General features: G+C 36.9%; 15 protein-coding genes. 11 read left to right on the top strand and 4 right to left on the bottom strand.

All coding sequences use genetic code 11. The features are described from left to right. Positions 1 to 166: 166 nt before the first annotated feature. On the bottom strand, positions 167 to 820 hold the full coding sequence (locus ACFX4N_RS04330) for a GntR family transcriptional regulator (RefSeq protein ID WP_013056752.1): 654 nt from the start codon (positions 818 to 820) through the stop codon (positions 167 to 169). A 362-nt stretch (positions 821 to 1182) separates the two neighbouring features. On the opposite strand from ACFX4N_RS04330, the gene ACFX4N_RS04325 reads away from it, so the two are divergent. The 8 genes from ACFX4N_RS04325 (at position 1183) to ACFX4N_RS04290 (ending at position 11013) form a co-directional block, all read left to right on the top strand. Continuing rightward, a complete protein-coding gene (locus ACFX4N_RS04325) occupies positions 1183 to 2595 on the top strand; it encodes an amino acid permease (RefSeq protein WP_025752074.1) in 1413 nt (470 codons plus the stop codon). Between the two features lie 296 nt (positions 2596 to 2891). Further along, positions 2892 to 3893: an acyltransferase family protein gene (locus ACFX4N_RS04320; RefSeq protein WP_057273057.1), complete on the top strand. Its 1002-nt coding sequence runs from the start codon at positions 2892 to 2894 to the stop codon at positions 3891 to 3893. Positions 3894 to 3918: 25 nt separating this feature from the next. Then, positions 3919 to 4794: a peptidylprolyl isomerase gene (locus tag ACFX4N_RS04315; RefSeq protein WP_013056755.1), complete on the top strand. Its 876-nt coding sequence runs from the start codon at positions 3919 to 3921 to the stop codon at positions 4792 to 4794. Positions 4795 to 4824: 30 nt separating this feature from the next. Next, complete coding sequence (locus ACFX4N_RS04310; protein WP_014460408.1) at positions 4825 to 4983, top strand: hypothetical protein; 159 nt, start codon at positions 4825 to 4827, stop codon at positions 4981 to 4983. Positions 4984 to 5158: 175 nt separating this feature from the next. Continuing rightward, positions 5159 to 5833 carry a response regulator transcription factor gene (locus ACFX4N_RS04305; RefSeq protein ID WP_013056756.1) on the top strand — a complete coding sequence of 225 codons (675 nt, stop codon included), beginning with the start codon at positions 5159 to 5161 and terminating at the stop codon, positions 5831 to 5833. After that, on the top strand, positions 5823 to 7250 hold the full coding sequence (locus ACFX4N_RS04300) for a sensor histidine kinase (protein ID WP_013056757.1): 1428 nt from the start codon (positions 5823 to 5825) through the stop codon (positions 7248 to 7250). The genes ACFX4N_RS04305 and ACFX4N_RS04300 overlap by 11 nt, the downstream gene beginning before the upstream one ends. 379 nt (positions 7251 to 7629) lie before the next feature. Further along, complete coding sequence (locus ACFX4N_RS04295; RefSeq protein ID WP_057273059.1) at positions 7630 to 8994, top strand: allantoinase; 1365 nt, start codon at positions 7630 to 7632, stop codon at positions 8992 to 8994. 528 nt (positions 8995 to 9522) lie between these two features. Beyond that, positions 9523 to 11013: a peptide MFS transporter gene (locus tag ACFX4N_RS04290; RefSeq protein ID WP_057273060.1), complete on the top strand. Its 1491-nt coding sequence runs from the start codon at positions 9523 to 9525 to the stop codon at positions 11011 to 11013. A 27-nt stretch (positions 11014 to 11040) separates the two neighbouring features. Here the strand turns inward: ACFX4N_RS04290 and ACFX4N_RS04285 are convergent, their stop codons facing one another. Next, positions 11041 to 11445 (bottom strand): hypothetical protein, encoded by a 405-nt coding sequence (locus ACFX4N_RS04285; protein ID WP_013056760.1) that lies wholly within the window; start codon positions 11443 to 11445, stop codon positions 11041 to 11043. 498 nt (positions 11446 to 11943) lie between these two features. Between ACFX4N_RS04285 and ACFX4N_RS04280 the strand changes: the two genes are divergently transcribed. Then, positions 11944 to 13653: an NAD-dependent malic enzyme gene (locus ACFX4N_RS04280; RefSeq protein ID WP_057273061.1), complete on the top strand. Its 1710-nt coding sequence runs from the start codon at positions 11944 to 11946 to the stop codon at positions 13651 to 13653. Between the two features lie 143 nt (positions 13654 to 13796). Further along, on the top strand, positions 13797 to 15140 hold the full coding sequence (locus ACFX4N_RS04275; protein ID WP_057273062.1) for a 2-hydroxycarboxylate transporter family protein: 1344 nt from the start codon (positions 13797 to 13799) through the stop codon (positions 15138 to 15140). A gap of 48 nt (positions 15141 to 15188) precedes the next feature. Here ACFX4N_RS04275 and ACFX4N_RS04270 read toward each other — a convergent pair whose 3' ends face one another. Further along, complete coding sequence (locus ACFX4N_RS04270; protein ID WP_013056763.1) at positions 15189 to 16010, bottom strand: Cof-type HAD-IIB family hydrolase; 822 nt, start codon at positions 16008 to 16010, stop codon at positions 15189 to 15191. A 397-nt stretch (positions 16011 to 16407) separates the two neighbouring features. Beyond that, positions 16408 to 17433: an LLM class flavin-dependent oxidoreductase gene (locus tag ACFX4N_RS04265; protein ID WP_057273064.1), complete on the bottom strand. Its 1026-nt coding sequence runs from the start codon at positions 17431 to 17433 to the stop codon at positions 16408 to 16410. Between the two features lie 327 nt (positions 17434 to 17760). On the opposite strand from ACFX4N_RS04265, the gene ACFX4N_RS04260 reads away from it, so the two are divergent. Then, entirely contained in the window at positions 17761 to 18291 is a 531-nt protein-coding gene (locus ACFX4N_RS04260) for a hypothetical protein (protein ID WP_057273065.1), read from the top strand. Position 18292 lies beyond the last annotated feature (1 nt).

The following is an 18292-nucleotide window of genomic DNA, read 5'->3' as shown; positions in this document are numbered from 1 at the left end:
ACAACAGTATGTTAGTTGAAAGAAGATCCGAACGATGAATTGAGATTCTTGATGGAGAATCAACTTCGTTCGGATTTTTTTATTGGTATGATAAACGTAGGTTTCATGTATTTCGTTGCTTCTAGCTGTTGATTGGATTGATTTAGTTATGTCTCGAGCTCTTTGATCAAATCATTTCTGGATATTCGATGTTCCAGTGGACATTTTGAAGGTAAAGCTGAACATCCGCCTTTTTTTTCTGCTTCAGAAGTTTTAGAATATGGCGGTGATGCTCATTCATCACATGTAAAATGGCGTATAGCTCTTTATTGTCATTGCTAAAGTACGTTTGTCTGATGAATCCGTCTTGCAAAGACATAAGCTGTTCTTTTAAGGTCACATTACCGCATCGGTTCAAATATACTCGATGAAAATACGTTTGATATTTTTGATAATCCTGATAATTTTCTAATTCAATCGAAACATCGATTTTTTTAATAAGCTCATCCATCTTCGTAAAATCTTCTTCCGTTAAGTGATCAATCGACAGCGCAGCTGCAAGACCATCTAAAGCACCGACGATTTCAAATACTTCTAGTTTTTTTGGTGTGTCAATTTCCTTTACAGTAAACCCTCTGCGCGGTCTGTATTCTAATAGATTGTCTGAAGCCAGTTTAATAAGCGCTTCTCTCACAGGCGTTCGGCTGACATTCAGCTGAGAACAAATACTGGCTTCATTTATTTTGTCGTTAGGCAGCAGTGTACCGTCTTGAATTTGACTTGCTATGTAGTTATATACATGATCTTTTAATGAATGATAAATCATAGGCCCCTTGTTCATTGTTTCCCCCTAAAATAAATATCGCATCAGCCGTTCTTTCTCTTCATGTCATGGTGATGAAAAAGTATAAAAATAGCATGAAAGAACGTACAGGTGTAAAAATAATCATATCATATCACTTCATTTAATCTTAGTTAGAATATAAAAAATAGAATTATTGAAATATTTTTTACTATTCATTGTTGTAAAAAATCTGAAAAATGATATAATCGTAAAAAGATTTAAGAAGTGTATATTGTATACAATATACAAAATTCGTACATATCGAAGAAATAGAGCCTACTCCTGCAGAGAAGAGACTATAGAGAATATGTAAATAAACCAAGTTTTTGGATGGGTTTACTACAAAAAGGAGGTACATAATGGGAGAGAATACAACATCTATGAATCAGTTACAAAGAAAAATGAAAAGCCGTCATTTATTTATGATTTCTCTTGGTGGTGTTATCGGTACGGGGCTGTTTCTTAATTCAGGCTACACAATTAATGCAGCAGGTCCTGGGGGAACACTCCTTGCTTATTTAATCGGTGGATTAATTATGTATTTAGTCATGATATGTCTAGGGGAACTAAGCGTAGCAATGCCTGTGTCAGGATCATTTCAAGTATACGCTACGAAGTTTATCGGGCCGGGAACTGGTTTTGCGGTTGGCTGGCTCTACTGGCTGACTTGGGTGGTATCTGTCGGTTCGGAGTTTACAGCGTCTGGATTGCTTATGCAAAGATGGTTTCCTGACGTTTCGGTTTGGATATGGAGCGCGCTGTTTGCCCTTTTATTATTTGGTTTAAATGCAACATCTGTACGTTTTTTCGGCGAAACAGAATTTTGGTTTTCAAGTATTAAAGTATTAACGATTATTGTATTTATTATTTTAGGCGCAGCAGCGATGTTTGGATTCATTCCTCTTAGCGGTCATGAAAAAGCGCCGATGCTTTCTCATTTTACAGGAGAGGGCGGTTTATTTCCAAATGGACTTATGCCTGTATTAATTACGATGGTTTCTGTTAGCTTTGCTTTTTCGGGAACAGAATTAATTGGTATTACGGCGGGGGAAACAGAGGATCCGGAAAAGAACATACCTCGCGCAATTAAAAATATCATTTGGCGTACGTTCTTCTTTTTTATTGGCGCCATGTTTGTACTATCTGGATTGATTTCATGGAAACAAGCAGGAGTGTTAGAAAGTCCTTTTGTAACGGTATTCGATCAAATAGGTATTCCTTACGCAGCAGATATCATGAACTTGGTTATTTTAACAGCTTTATTATCAAACGCTAATGCAGGATTATACGCATGTTCGAGAATGCTATGGTCATTATCTGATCAAAAAATGGTCAGCACTTGGTTAGGGAAAGTAACGTCTAAAGGAGTTCCATTTAATTCGTTACTTATCAGCATGGGAGTGGCATGTCTGTCCTTGCTGTCAAGCGTAGTTGCACCAACAACTGTTTACTTAGTATTAGTTTCTATTTCTGGATTTGCGGTTGTAGCTGTATGGATGGCTATTGCGGCTTCTCACTTTATGTTCAGAAGACGCTATATTAAAGAAGGGAATGATGTATCGAAGCTTGTTTACAAAGCTCCTTTATATCCTATTGTACCTATTTTAGCGTTTGTTTTATGCTTTGCTGCTTGTGTAGGACTGGCTTTTGATGAGAGTCAGCGTATCGCATTATACTGCGGTATCCCATTTGTCCTTTTTTGTTACTTGTTTTATTATTTGAAAAATAAAAAAGGAAACAGAAAAAACGAAAGTCAGCCTATAGCAAAATAAAAAGCAGAAGACCTAGGTCTTCTGCTTTTTTTGCATACAAAAACACCCTATCCATCCGTACTGGTTAAGTGTCCCGCAACAAGCGAAATTGAATTGGATAGGGTGCGTATCTATATAGTAGAGAAAGAGGCGCCATTTGTCAAACTTATTTAGCCGCGCCTTATTTAAAAATAGAAATAAGCAAGGTTTTCACTGTTTTTTCATTTTCACTATGTATAGTAAGGAATGTAAAGAAAAGATATTCGCAGCAGCACGTCGTACAGATCCGTAGAACGCGAAAGAAAGGAGGAGGTCAAATGGCTAAGCGGGATGCGTATTTTGATAATGTAAAATTTATCTTAATTGTATTAGTAGTGTTTGGCCATTTGTTAACTCCCTTCATCAATGATGAACAGTGGCTACGAACGCTCTACATATTTATTTACACCTTTCATATGCCAGCGTTTATTTTAATAAGCGGCTATTTTGCAAAGGGATACCGAAAAAAAGGATATATGTGGAAGATGGCGAAGAAAGTATTACTTCCTTATATTATTTTTCAACTTATCTATGCGGTATACGACTATAAACTGTATGATGAATCCACATTCGAAGTTTCAGTGTTTCAGCCAGCTTGGTCGCTATGGTTTTTGTTGAGTTTATTTTGTTGGAACGCCATGTTGTTCATTTTTACAAAAATCAAATATCCTTTAGCCGTTGCGGCAGTTTTAGGAATTATGATTGGCTTATGTGAACCGCTGGAAACAACGTTAAGCCTTTCTAGAACCTTTGTGTTCTTTCCCTTCTTCTTAGCAGGATTTTATATGAAAAAAGAACATTTTAAAAAGTTGACGTCTGTTTCTTGCAAAAAAGTAGCTGGAGGCACTTTGCTGATTATTGCTCTATGGATTCAGTATATAGCACCGGATTTTGAGAAAGAGTGGTTATTTGGTTCAAAATCTTATGCCTCTTTAGGTGTAAATCAATTAGAGGGAATGACCATTCGTACGCTATTTTATAGCATCAGCTTAGCAATGACGATTTCCTTTCTAGCTTTGATCCCTACACAAACGATGTCCTTTACATCTCGAGGTGCTCAAACCTTTTATGTATATCTGCTACATGGGTTTCTGATTAAATATATCCGCCTATCTTCTTTTGGAGACTGGATAGAAAGTGTACAAGGATACAGTATTCTTTTAATTGGAGCTTGTGGAGTGGCGTGGTTGTTGTCGAGTAAATACGTATCTACTATTGCAAGACCTTTAATTGAGCTTAAACCGTTACCAAGGCGCAAAAGTTTAAGTTTAGGTAAGTAATGAGAAATGGAAAAGGAGTTTAACGATGTCTAAAAACAAAATAATTATAATTATTGCAGCCGTTGTGATTATTGCTGCAGTAGCTATTGGTGCCGTAGCAATGAATAAATCAAAGGTGGTTGCTACCGTTGGTGATGAAAAAATCACAAAAGATCAGCTGTACGATGCTCTTCTTGCTCAAGGAGGATCAAGTGTCCTTGATTCACTGATTGAACAAAAAGTTATTTCAAAAGAAGCAGCTAAACAAAATATTAAAGTAACCGATAAAGAAATTAATGCTGAATTAGAAAACCTTAAAAGTCAGTACGGGGGAGAAGATGCATTAAATCAAGCATTAGCATCTAGCGGTGTAAAATTGTCAGAGCTGAAAAAAGATTTAAAGACGAATATTGAAGCAAAAAAAATGGTCGAGTCGACTATTAATATTAAAGATAGTGAAATGAAATCGTACTTTAATCAAAATAAAGATTCACTAGCTACAGAAGCACAGGTGAAAGCTAGTCATATCTTAGTAGCAGACGAAAAAACAGCGAAAGAAGTAAAGGCAAAGCTTGATAAAGGAGAAGATTTTGCGAAGTTAGCAAAAGAATACTCAACAGATACAGCTTCTAAATCAAATGGCGGAGACCTTGGATATTTCAAAAAAGGTGATATGGTCGAAGCTTTTGCCAACAAAGCATTTTCAATGAAGGTAAATGAAGTAAGTGATCCAGTTAAAACAGAATACGGTTATCACATTATTAAAGTAACAGGCAAAAAAGAAGCGCAAAAAGCAACATATGAAAATAGTAAAGCAAAAATCAAGCAAACGCTGCTTGATCAAAAATACCAAACAGAGTATCCAACATGGTTACAAAAGCTAAAGAAAAAGTATGATATTACAAACAAACTTGATTCATAAATAATACCTTAACGAAATGAGGGGATGGATATGAAACAAACAGCGTCTTATAGTAAGTTAGAAAAAATCGTCGAGCAATTGAAGCACAGAGGTGTACGAGCTGAGATATGCCGGCGTGTTGTAAAGGTCACAGAAACTGTTAATGGATCAAATCCTTCATATTCAAATCAAATCGTTAGGCATTCATAAAGAGTACAAAAGACGCAAACTGCTGAACAGCAGTTTACGCCCCTGCTGAGTATAGCTAAGGGAATTTAAAATGAAAAGAGATCAGTAGAGGCAGCTTGTTTCTGCTGATTCTTTTTGTATAATAAAGTAAACAAAAGGATGCAGCGAAATGTATCGAAGGAAGGAGTTACGCGGAATGAATGTACTGCTAGCAGAAGATGATTTGCAGCTAGGTGAATTAGTTAGTTATATGCTAAAGAAAAAAGGAGGCTATAACGTCGAATGGGTGACGGAAGGGAATGATGCATATGATTATGCATCTGAAGCGCATTATGATGTGTTAATTCTTGACTGGATGATGCCCAATGGCGACGGAATCGATGTATGTAAACGTCTAAGAAAAGAAGGATACGCCGGAGCTATTCTTATGTTAACAGCAAAAGATGCGGTTCAAGATCGTATACAAGGCTTAGATGCGGGAGCGGATGATTACGTTATTAAGCCATTTGAAATTGACGAGCTGCTTGCAAGGCTTCGTGCTTTGTCTCGTCGTAATTATGCACCGATTTTAGAAGAAGAAGTAGAGATTGCCAGCATGATATTAAAAAGAGCAAGTCAAACCGTACAGTTTGACGAGGAGTTTATTCAATTAAGTCCTCGTGAATTTCAACTCCTAGATTTTTTAGTGAAAAACAAAGGACAAGTTCTTTCTCGAGATATTATTTTAGACCGGGTATGGGGATATGAATCAGATGTTTCCATTAAAACGATTGATGCGACGGTTAAACTTTTGCGAAAAAAACTAGAGAAATTTAACAAACAGGATCTTATTCAAAGCATTCGCGGAGTAGGCTACAAAATTGAAAGCTAAACTCCTTACAAGAGCTAAACAGAAAGTAAAACAAAAAGTAAAGCAAGATTTATTCAGCCAGACGCAAAATCGTTTAACATTCCGATATAGCGCATTACTAATGCTGTTTTTGCTATTATTCGTGTTTATTGTTTATGCATTGGTATATGTGGTTGTATCCAATAGTCAGCAGCAAAACTTAAATAGCATGCTAAAGCAAGAGTCCCGAATTGTCCAAAGCATCTTAATTAAACAAGCGATAAACAGCTCCAATCAACAGTCAAAAGAAGAGTACAAAAACATTGTCGTAGCTGGTGAAGATCAATTTTTTTATTATGTAATCAGTCCTGAAGGGGACCTTATTATGGGAAACGAAGCGAGCGAGCGGCTTCGCTCTAACTTATTAGATTTAATTGATGGGTGGATCCCTATTGAAAATGAAGTGAGGAAAGAACGAATAAAAGCCCCGCGTCCTAGTTTCGAACACATTGAAGGAGTAAAAGGGCAAAACGGGGAAGGCAAAATAGATATTGATTTGATGATGGCGGGTGAACCTATTTTTTATAAAGGTCAATTTTTAGGGATGCTTTATATTGGAAAAGACGTTTCATTTCTTTATCAGCTGTTAAAGTGGCTCCTTATTATTATGTTAAGCCTTACCGTACTGTTTGTAGGAGTAGCCATTTATATTAGCCGCTTAATGTCAAAACGGGCCATGGTTCCAATTGAAACAGCTTTCCAAAAGCAAAAAGAGTTTGTGGCGGATGCATCCCATGAGTTAAGAACGCCGCTTAGCGTTATGCTTTCTTCTATCAACGCTTTAGAAATGCAGGAGGAAGTAACAGAAGATCCTTTTTCTAAAAAATTAATCAATAATATGAAAGCTGAAGTGAAGCGCATGACGAGTCTCGTCAGTGATTTGCTTACGCTTGCACGCTCAGACTCTAATAAAGTAGAAAAAGCAATGATGCCCTTTGATATTACAGACGCGGTGCAAAAGGTAATGGAATCCGTTGAAACCCTAGCGATTTCTAAACATATTGATTTGCAGCTGGATACGCCGGAAAAATTAGTAGTAACTGGAGATCAAGAGCGTCTAACTCAGCTGATTTACATTTTGTTAGACAATGCGATTAAATATACGACTCCTCATGGAAGTGTAAACATTCAAGTAGTTCAGCATGGAAGTGAATGTATATTAAAAGTACGTGATACGGGCGTTGGGATCCATCCAGATGAAAAGGATCGGATTTTTGACCGCTTTTATCGTGCTGACAAATCGCGATCTCGTCAAATGGGAGGTCATGGGCTAGGCTTAGCAATCGCTAAATGGATCGTAGAAACACATAAAGGGAAAATTGACGTAGAAAGTGAACAAGAAAAAGGAAGTACATTTACAGTAAGGTTGCCAATGTCACAAAAAGTGAAAAAGAGTTAAAAGAGACTGTGGAAAAATTAGTTGAAAGAAGATTCGAACGAGTTGATTCTTAATGGGGAATCAAACTCGTTCGGTTTTTTTATGTTTAGGGTGAACGTAGATTTCATGTATGTAGTTGCTTCTAGCTGTTGATTTGGTTATGTCTTAATCTCTTTTTAGTTAGTGAAAGTGACCAAATAAAAAAGAAAAGTTTAGACAAAATGGCGAGTGTAAAAATCAGATAATTCAGTTATATTTACTAGCGTAATAACCAGTCTATGTGTCAGGTTTCTTTACAAGGATAAAGACTTTTTAAAGGAAACAGTGCATGATAGAACAATAGCAGACTGCTTCGTTTAATAAGAAGATGGAGTAGTTAAATAAAGGGGAGTTTGATAACATGTACGATTTAATTATTCGGGATGGTTCGGTCGTATTAGAAGACGAAATAGTAAAAGCGGATATAGGGATTAAAAAAGGAAAGATTGCAGAAATAGCGCAAGGTGTTAGCACACCAGCAAAAAAATACGTAGATGCTAAAGGCAAATATGTTCTGCCTGGAATGATTGATATTCACGTGCATTTTGATGAACCGAGCCGAGACCATTGGGAAGGGTTTGACTACGGTTCAGCATCTATGGCTGCGGGAGGCTGCACTACATATTTTGATATGCCTTTAAACGGCGTTCCTCCTACCGTAACAGAAGCAGCGCTGTGGGAAAAGAAAAAGCTGGCTGATCAAAAGTCAGTAGTAGATTATGGTCTATGGGGAGGGGTGGTTCCTGGTAATAAAGAAGAATTAGCCAAAATGGCTCATTCGGGTGTAATAGGTTTTAAAGCATTTATGTCAGAAGCCGGTTCTGAATTTGATTTCTCAGATGACCTCACATTATACGAAGGAATGAAAGAGATTGCAAAACTAAATAAAGTGCTTGCCCTGCATGCTGAAAGAAATGACTTAATACAAAAGCTTGAACAGGCTAAACAGAAGCAAAAGCAAACTGCTATTAAAGATTATTTAGAAACGCGACCGGTTGTAGCAGAAGTAAACGCAGTAAAGCAAGCGCTTGAGTACGGTGAAGAAACGGGATGTCCACTTCACTTTGTGCACATTAGCAGCTATGAAGCAGTGCAGCTTATTACGGAAGCAAAGAAGAATGGAATGAACGTTACGCTGGAAACTTGTCCGCATTATTTACTTTTTACAGAGGAAGACTTTGAAGAAATTGGCGTAACGGCTAAGTGTGCACCTCCTCTTCGCAGCAGGAGTCAAAAAGAAAAATTATGGGCTTGTATTCAATCAGAGGAGGTAGATATGATTTCTTCGGATCATTCTCCTTGTCCAATTGAGTTAAAAACAGCTCATCAGAATGATTTATTTAAAGTTTGGGGTGGAATATCAGGCGGTCAGTACTCTTTGCAAGCAATGATTAGTGAGGGAGCCATCACTAGAGGGATTTCTCTTTCTCACATTTCAAAGCTTGTATCAACCAATCCAGCTAAACGATTCGGTTTATATCCTAAAAAAGGAAGCATTTTGCTAGGGTCGGATGCGGATTTGGTTATCGTTGATCTGGATCAAACTGAAAAAGTGACAAAAGAAGGAATGGTTTTCAAACATAAGCACAGTATATATGAAGGAACGGTATTTAATAGCGTTATTTTAACCACTATTAATAGAGGAACGATTGTATACAATAAAGAAGAAGGTGTGTTTCCTCTTCACAAAGGACAAATGGTAAACGGTGAATACGTAAAATTGTAGGTACAGTGAAAAAAGAGATAAAAAATAAACCTTTTATCTCTTTTTTTACATAAAAAAATGAGGATGACTTATATTAAAGGTAATACATAGGAGAAGAATGAGTATCTACTATAACAAAAGAGACATTTCTAAAGAGGTTTTTATTATTCTGAAAAAATATATTTTTGGTTGAGGGAAGCATAATAAAAAAATAATAAAGCTTCTTTTTTAATATGGAGAAAAAATTTCCAAAAAGAAAAATATTATCTGGTTGTATGAAAAGTAGATAATCAGATGCTTTGTAATCAAGGGTTTTGTATAAAAAAATTTTCAAAAAGATATTTTAAGAAAAGAAATCTTGATTTAAAGCTTTTTATAGGTGCAATTTTATAATGGAAAACCGTATTTTATGCACTCATTGTAAAATTCTGATATTGACAGAATCATTTTATAAGAATAAAATTTTCTTGTTTCTATTTTTTTATATCATCATAATTTTTTGACAGTTTTGTCTATGATGGTTTACGGTTGAAAGAGAGGTTAAGGAATATGTCAGTAGAGAGAGAAAAAGTGTATGAAACAGTTCCTCAAAAAGGATTCTTCGGACATCCTAAAGGGTTATTTACCTTGTTCTTTACAGAATTCTGGGAGCGTTTTTCATACTATGGAATGCGTGCGCTACTTGTATTGTACATGTACGATACAATTGCAAACGGTGGATTAGGAATGGAACAAGGAACCGCTTTAGCGATCTTTTCTATTTATGGTTCCCTTGTTTATATGTCTGGAATTATTGGCGGTTGGATTGCAGACCGCATTTTAGGTACGTCTAATACGGTGTTTTACGGTGGTATATTTATTATGCTCGGACATCTAGTGCTTGCGTTGCCAGCAGGTGTAACCGCGCTGTTTATTTCAATGTTCTTAATTATCATCGGAACAGGTTTATTAAAACCAAACGTTTCAAGCGTTGTGGGTGATATGTATAGCCCTACTGATAACCGTCGAGATGCTGGATTTAGTATCTTCTATATGGGTGTAAATGCTGGAGCATTTATCGCGCCGCTAGTTGTTTCAACAGTAGGTGAAAAGTATAACTACCACTTAGGTTTTGGAATCGCGGCAGTAGGAATGCTTTTAGGTCTAATCGTATTTATGGCTACACGAGGCAAAAACCTAGGTCGTGCAGGCAGACAAGTTCCAAACCCTTTAAAACCAGAAGAACGTAAAAAAGTTTTTGGTACCATTGCACTTGCTGTAGTTGTACTTGCAATCTTTATTGTACTGACTTCTTTAGCGGGCATTTTAACTGTTGAAGGCGTTATTTTATTTGTAAGTATTTTAGCGATTGTTATTCCTATTATTTACTTTGTTGTTATGTATAAGAGCCCCAAGACAACAGCTGATGAGCGTTCACGCGTATTAGCGTACATTCCTCTTTTTATCTCTGGAGTAATGTTCTGGGCGATTCAAGAGCAGGGGTCAACAATTTTAGCAACGTATGCAAAAGATCATACGCAGCTAACGTATGGTGGTTTTAAAATTCCAGTTGGCTGGTTCCAATCGTTAAATCCGCTATTCATTATTATATTTGCGCCAGTTTTTGCAGCGGTTTGGGTAAAATTAGGAAACAGACAGCCTTCTACACCAAAGAAGTTTTCATTAGGACTTTTATTTGCAGGGCTTTCTTTCCTTGTCATGGTTATCCCGGCTAGCATTCATGGAAATGAAACGTTAGCGAGCCCGCTATGGCTAGTGCTAAGCTTCTTCTTAGTTGTAGTTGGAGAGCTTTGTTTATCACCAGTAGGGTTATCAACTACAACAAAACTAGCACCTGCAGCGTTTTCTGCTCAGACGATGAGTTTATGGTTCCTAACAAGCGCAGCGGCGCAGGCAATCAATGCTCAGCTTGTTCAATACTATGAAAACATTTCGCAAGTTGTTTATTTTGCTGCATTGGGCGGAGTTTCGGTCATTTTAGGTCTAATTGTGCTAATGATTTCTCCAAAAATTCAGCGTTTAATGAAAGGTGTTCAATAAGAAAAACCGTCCTTAAGGACGGTTTTTTTATGATTTATTTGAAAAAATATTCATGAAGGAGGCGTAGGTCTGATCGTCCTCACCCTCATAGAACGCAAGATTTAAAAGTCTGTTAAGTTCGTTTGTTGATTTTTCAGTTTCTGCAATAATTTGATGCATATGAGCAATCTTAGACATAGATCCGTTGCCATGAGCATTTTTGATTTGATTTAATGTTAAATGAAGCGATAAGACCTCTCGGCGAAGAGCTTGTCTTAATTCAGAGGAAGCAGGGATAAAAAAGCGTTTATAAAAATAACTCGCTTCTTCAAACACCAATTCTCCATTTTCTAGCTCTTTAGCCGCAATTTCTTTAATCTCTTGATCGTCTAATCGACTGGCCGCTTCTTCGATAAGAAATCCAAAAATAATAGCTGTATCTGGTTTTAACATACAATAACCTCCATTATTATAAAAAAGAACTATGTAGTTTATATGTATAGATAGAAAGGAAAAAATATTCATAGTAATTCACTAATCAGCATAGACAAAAAAATAAAAAATATTCTTTTATAGTTAAATTAAAATTATTTCAAAATAAATTTTTTATAATTAAACATTTTTTCCATATTAAAGGATTATTTTGACTTTCAAAAAGAGATGAATAGAATAAAGAGGGTTCTTAGTACCTATATAAAAAGAAAATTGATAAAAGATATTAAATTCAGAAATTTCCACCTCTTTATAACTAAAAAATTGCTCTACTAAAATAGTTGACAGCAGAAATAGATAGGCATAAAATATACTATTGTCAAATGAATTAGCAAGCTATTCATAAAAAGTTAACGGACATTTGAATAATATGAGTAATATCCATATAAGGTATTAATTACTTAAATCTAACCAACTTGTATGCTTGTCATACAAGTCTACAGAAAGGAAGATAGTCGTATGCGCAACGTATTTTTTGCAGATAATGAAACAATTGAAACGACTTTACGTGGGAAAGAAATTTTAGGAGCTCCAATGTTAAACAAAGGAGTAGCTTTTACAAAAGAAGAGCGTAAAACGTTAGGATTAGAAGGTTTACTTCCTCCAATGACTTTAACTTTAGATGAGCAGGCAAAACGTGCATATGAGCAATTTTTAGCTCAGGCGGATAACCTTGGTAAGAATGTGTATTTAAACGATTTACAGAACCGTAATGCTGTATTATTCTATCGTTTATTGCAAGATCACTTAAAAGAAATGCTTCCAGTTGTTTATACACCAACAGTTGGACAAGCAATCCAAGAATACAGCCACGAATATCGCCGTCCGGGTGGCGTATACTTGTCAATCGATAATGTAGAAGGCATTGAAGAAGCCCTTAAAAATATCGATGCAAATAGTGAAGACATTGATTTAATGGTTATTACAGATTCAGAAAGTATTTTAGGAATTGGTGACTGGGGCGTTGGCGGTATTAATATTGCTATCGGTAAATTAGCCGTATACACAGCTGCAGCAGGAATCGACCCAAGCAGAGTACTTCCAGTTGTTCTTGATGTAGGAACAAACAACGAAAAATTATTAAATGATCCTTTATATATCGGAAACCGTCATGAACGTATCCGCGGTGAGCGTTATGATCATTTCGTAGATCAATTCATTTCAAAATCTCTTGAAATATTCCCTAATGCACTGTTACACTGGGAAGATTTCGGTAATGTAAATGCTCGTAACATTATTAACAAGTACGGAAAAGAAATTCTAACGTTTAATGATGATATCCAAGGAACAGGTGCTGTAACGCTTGCCGCTATTTTCTCAGCAGTTCAAGTGTCTAAAATGCCACTTCGTGACCACCGCGTTTTAATCTTTGGACCGGGTACAGCAGGTATCGGTATTGCAGACCAAGTTCGTGACGCGATGGTATTAGACGGTATTACAGAAGAAGCAGCATACAAAAACTTCTGGGCAGTTGATTTCCGAGGCCTTTTAACAGATGACATGGACGACTTATTAGGTTTCCAAACGCCTTATGCACGAAAAGCAGAAGAAGTGAAGGACTGGAACCGTGAAGAAGACAAAATTTCTCTTTTGGAAGTTGTCAGACAAGTTAAGCCAACAATCTTAATTGGTACGTCTGGTGTAGCAGGCGCATTCTCAGAAGAAATCGTAAAAGAAATGGCGAAGCATGTAGAACGCCCAGCTATTTTACCAATGTCAAATCCAACTCCGCTTGCGGAAGCTACTCCTGAAAACTTATTAAATTGGACAGAAGGAAAAGCACTTGTAGCAACTGGCAGTCCATTTGAACCAGTTAACTACGATGGTGTAGAATATGAAATTGGTCAATCTAATAATGCTTTTGTTTTCCCAGGTCTTGGTCTTGGATCAATCGTGGTAAAAGCAGAAGTTATTACAGACAGCATGTTCGCAGCATGTGCACACGCTGTAGCTGAGATGGTAGACAGCAGCAAACCAGGTGCTTCATTACTACCGCGCGTAGAAGAATTACGTGAAGTATCATATAACGTTGCTTTAGCAGTTGCTAACGCAGCGATTAAAGATGGCGTTGCAAAAGAAGTTCCATCAGACGTTAAAGCAGCAGTGAAAGCAGCAATGTGGGAACCAACATACAAAGAAATTAAAGCTTTAGAAACAGTAAATGCTTAATTTTTAGATAGAAAAAGCACAGCTTCTCAAAAAAGAAGCTGTGCTTTTTTTAGTTACAAAAAGAATTCTTAAGTTACATAACGTATATAGTTTTTTTAAACTTGTGTATGATTCTCTATATTAGAACCACAGGGGGTTATGACATGAATACAGCACGTAAATTGGAAACGTTTACTCAAGATTCACAGCCTGAAAATAAGGGTTTTTGGAAGCGCATCAACAATATTAAAGTAGGAGTTATTCCTCTGCCGCTATATGTGTTACTTGCCTTAATTGTATATGGCGCGGCCGTTTACAACGAGCTTCCTCCAGATATGATTGGCGGATTTGCAATTATTATGGTAATGGGAATGCTGCTTGGTGATTTAGGATTAAAAATTCCGATTTTAAAAGATATTGGCGGACCAGCTATTTTATCGCTGCTTGTACCTTCCGTATTAGTTTTTTATAATGTTTTAAATCCCGCATCTATGGAAGCGGTAACAACTTTGATGAAAACATCAAACTTTTTATACCTTTATATTTCTTGTTTAGTAGCCGGAAGTATCCTTGGTATGAACCGCAAAGTTTTAATTCAAGGCTTTACACGTATGTTTGTACCGCTTGTATTAGGTACGCTAGCCGCTGTAGCTGCAGGGGTAGCTGTTGGGACGTTATTTGGTTACGGGGCAAAACATACATTTTTCTACATTGTTGTACCAATCATTGGAGGAGGGATTGGTGAAGGTATTTTACCGCTTTCACTTGCTTATTCTCAAATTTTAGGTAGTTCAGCAGAATCTTTTGTGTCGCAAATGATTCCAGCTGCTGTTATTGGAAACATCGTTGCGATTGTGTGTGCCGGCTTAATGAAACGTCTTGGAGAGAAAAAGCCAGAATTAACAGGTAACGGAGTTCTTGTAAAGACAAAAGGTGGAGATGGAATTTCAGAAGAAACAAACATCAATAAGCCAGTAGATTTTTCGTTAATGGGTGCAGGCCTTTTAATTGCATGTAGTTTCTTTATTTTCGGAGGCTTAGCACATAAGTTTTTAGGAATTCCAGGTCCAGTCTTAATGATCGTAGCGGCAACGCTAGTCAAATGTTTGCAAGTAATGCCTGCTAAGATGGAGCAAGGTGCTTACCATATGTACAAATTCATTTCTACGAGCTTAACATGGCCGTTAATGGTGGGGCTAGGAATTTTGTATATTCCTCTTGAAGATGTAGTGAAAATTGTTACACCAGGCTATGTAGTTGTATGTGCTGCAGTTGTTATTGCTATGGTAGCAACGGGTTATTTTGTAGGTAAAATGATGAAAATGCATCCAGTGGATGCTGCCATTGTAACCGGCTGTCACAGCGGTTTAGGAGGTACGGGAGATGTAGCGATTTTATCAGCTTCCAACCGTATGTCACTTATGCCATTTGCTCAAGTAGCAACAAGACTTGGAGGCGCTTCTACTGTTATTTTAGCTACGCTTCTTATGAAACTTTTAGGAGTATAAAATCAAAACAAAAAAGCAGCTCGGTTCGTACGAGCTGCTTTTTTTGTCTTATGAAACGCTAACGGGTTTTAAGATAAATTCTTCCACAACTTTTGCCACACCGTCGTTCATGTTTGTATCTGTTACGTGGTTGGCTTTTTCTTTAATATCTTCAGGAGCATTTCCCATTGCTACGCCAAGTCCAGCAAATTCAATCATGGCAAGATCATTATAACTGTCGCCAATGGCGATCACTTCATCGCGTGTAATGCCAAGCTGTTGAATTAATAAGTGGAGACTTGTCCCTTTTGTGACGCCTTCTTCTGTAAATTCAAGGAAGTATGGTTTAGAGCGCATTACGCTTAGCTCTCCTTGAAGCTGCTTTTGAAGTTTCTTTTCAACGTGAACCAGCATTTCCGGTTCTGCAAGCATGAGTACTTTTACAACAGGTTCTGTAACGGCATCAGTAAAAGATGAAACAACACGGATCGGCAGACCTGTAATGTCACTTTCAATATCCGTAAATTTATTTTCTACTTCTGTTATAATTTCATCTCCAACGTACGTATGAATTAAAACGCCTTCTTCGCGGCTAATATCGTTGAGACGTGCAACGGTTCTCGGAGATAATGTGCTGCTAAATAGCTCTTCATTTGTTAAGCAATTAATAATTTTTGCCCCGTTAAACGATAAAATAAAGCTTCCGTACTTTTCTAATTCTAGCTCTTTCGCAATGTGAACCATTCCGTAAGTTGGTCGTCCAGAAGCAAGTACAACTTTTACTCCTGATTCTTGCGCGTTCATTAATGCTTCTTTCGTGCGCGGAGAAATAGTGTGATCATCGCATAATAGTGTATCATCCAAATCTAAAACAATCATTTTGTAAGGCATATGTGTAAATTCCCTTCTTTTACTAGACTCATATCTTCATATGGTACTATAAAAAAACGTTCGATTCAATTTAATGATTTTTTGAAAAAAAGAAGCATGCGTATACTTTGTTTGAACTCCTCGTAAGTAGATGAAACAAAGAAATTGAGATATAACGAAATCACTCGGATCTATAGACGAACAAATGAGATAAATGATCTAGTATGGATGACTTGTTACACCGCTGGTGCTTTCCGTGCAAGACTTCGCTTTGCCCTCCAATCACCAGCCAGAAGCAACTAAACACATGAAAGCTACGTTCATCTTACTAACGAAAAAACACGAACTAATAATCGGTAATTTTGATTATTAGTTCGTGTTTTACTTCTACTAAAATACTTTTGTCTCAGCTTCTGGATTAGTAAGCAGCTAGAGTCTGATTAGTTTTCTGCACATCTCCTTCATTGAATGCTTCTTTTAAGAGCGTATAAGATTGCTTTTTTTGTTCGAAATTTTGAATAGCAGTAAGTATGATAAATTCATCAATAGAAAATTCCTGTTTCAAAGCTTGGAGCTTTTGACGAATGGTTTCTTTTGTACCGTATATAACGTTTGCTTCTTTTTCTTCAATTCGATAGCTTTCTTTGGACTGCTGACCAAATTCTTCAGCTTTTTCTTTGGAGCCTAATGTAGCGGACTTCCCATTTTGTAAGTATACTTTAAATATTTTTGTGCTGGATGCTAATACTTTTGCTTCTTCTACAGTATCCGCTACGATGACGGAAAGGGCAACGACAAGCAAGCGTGCGCGAGATGAAACGTGCTGATTATAGACAGAAATCGCTTCTTCTAGCACTTTTTGATCACCATTAATGAATTGAGCAAATACATAAGGAAGGTTTAATGAACCCGCAAGCTCTGCGCTTGACGCACTTGCTCCCAGTAAAAACATATCTGCTGCTTTTTCCGGTCTTGGATAGGCTTTTAAACCGTAAAGAGGGTGATCTTCCGGCAGCGTATCGTTTAGGTATTGTTTAAGTTCTATCAGTTTGTCTGTTAAGGACTTAGTGGGCTGAGAGTTTTGTTGTAAGGCTTGAGTAGAATGAGGTAGTCCTCCTGGTGCTCTACCGATTCCAAGATCGATGCGATTTGGAGATAATGAGGCTAAAACATTAAAATTTTCTGCTACTTTATAAGGGCTGTAATGCTGAAGCATAACGCCCCCTGAACCAATACGGATATGATGCGTTTTAGCGAGCAGGTGAGAAATTAACACTTCAGGTGATGATCCTACAACATGTTCAGAGTCGTGATGCTCGGCTACCCAAAAGCGATGGTAACCAAGTTCTTCTGCTAGCTGAGCTAATTGAATGGTATGCTGAAATGCATCTTCAGCACGCTCACCCTCATAACGTGGGCTTTGATCTAAAATACTTAATTTCACTGAAAACACTCCTTAAAGTTGATAAAAAAGGTAAGAATAATTGGGATTTATTTTAGCAAAGGATTTTCCAAATGAAAAGAGTTTTTTAAAAGAAAAATATTTTTAAAAAAATAAGTTGACTTTGCCATTTTGAGGCTATATAGTTGAATCATCAAACAGAAAAGCCGATAAAACAACTTGGATAAATAAGAATTAAGTGAGTATGTTTCAAAGACACTTCACTTCATTCTCCAGTTTTATCAAACAAACAGTTAAAGCTGATTGGTCTACCAAAGGCTCCTGAGTAAACTCCAGGAGCCTTTTTGCTATAAAAAGGAGGGGAAGAAAGTGAGCGATGTATGTATTTTATATAACGGAAGCTCTCATAATTATCAACAAATAGCTTCAGTAAAAGATGAGCTAGAAGCTTGCTTAACCTCAAAAGGAGTGCACGCAGAAGCTATTTTGTATCATGATGTACACGCTTTAACGGAGGAAGCTCAGAAAGAAGTAAAGGTATTCATTTCAAAAGTGAACCAAGCTAAAAGTATTGTCGTTCTGTTATCTGGAGTAAATGAAACATACGTACAGTCTTTTGAACAACTAACAAAAGTATTGCCGGAAGATTTATTGCATAAAAAAATACTTCTGCCGATTCTTGTTGGGGAAAATGTGAATTCTTTACTAAAAGCTAAATATGATTTAAAACTTTTAGCGTCTTTTTTAGGTAGACCTTATTGGCTCAGCAGTCTTTTTCTGCTGCATGAATACGTGTCTTTTGCAGGCATCAACAATATGAATGCTAAAAGTCGTTTAAAGGAAGCGGTGGATGAGCTGATTTATAAAGCCGATCTATCTCTTCAATCATTTATAAAATGAG

It is taken from the genome of Priestia sp. YIM B13551, assembly GCF_042787905.1.
In the GTDB taxonomy this organism is placed as follows: Bacteria; Bacillota; Bacilli; order Bacillales; family Bacillaceae_H; genus Priestia.
The sequence above is the reverse complement of the archived record's forward strand: the minus strand, read 5'-3'. Positions and strand labels throughout refer to the sequence as shown.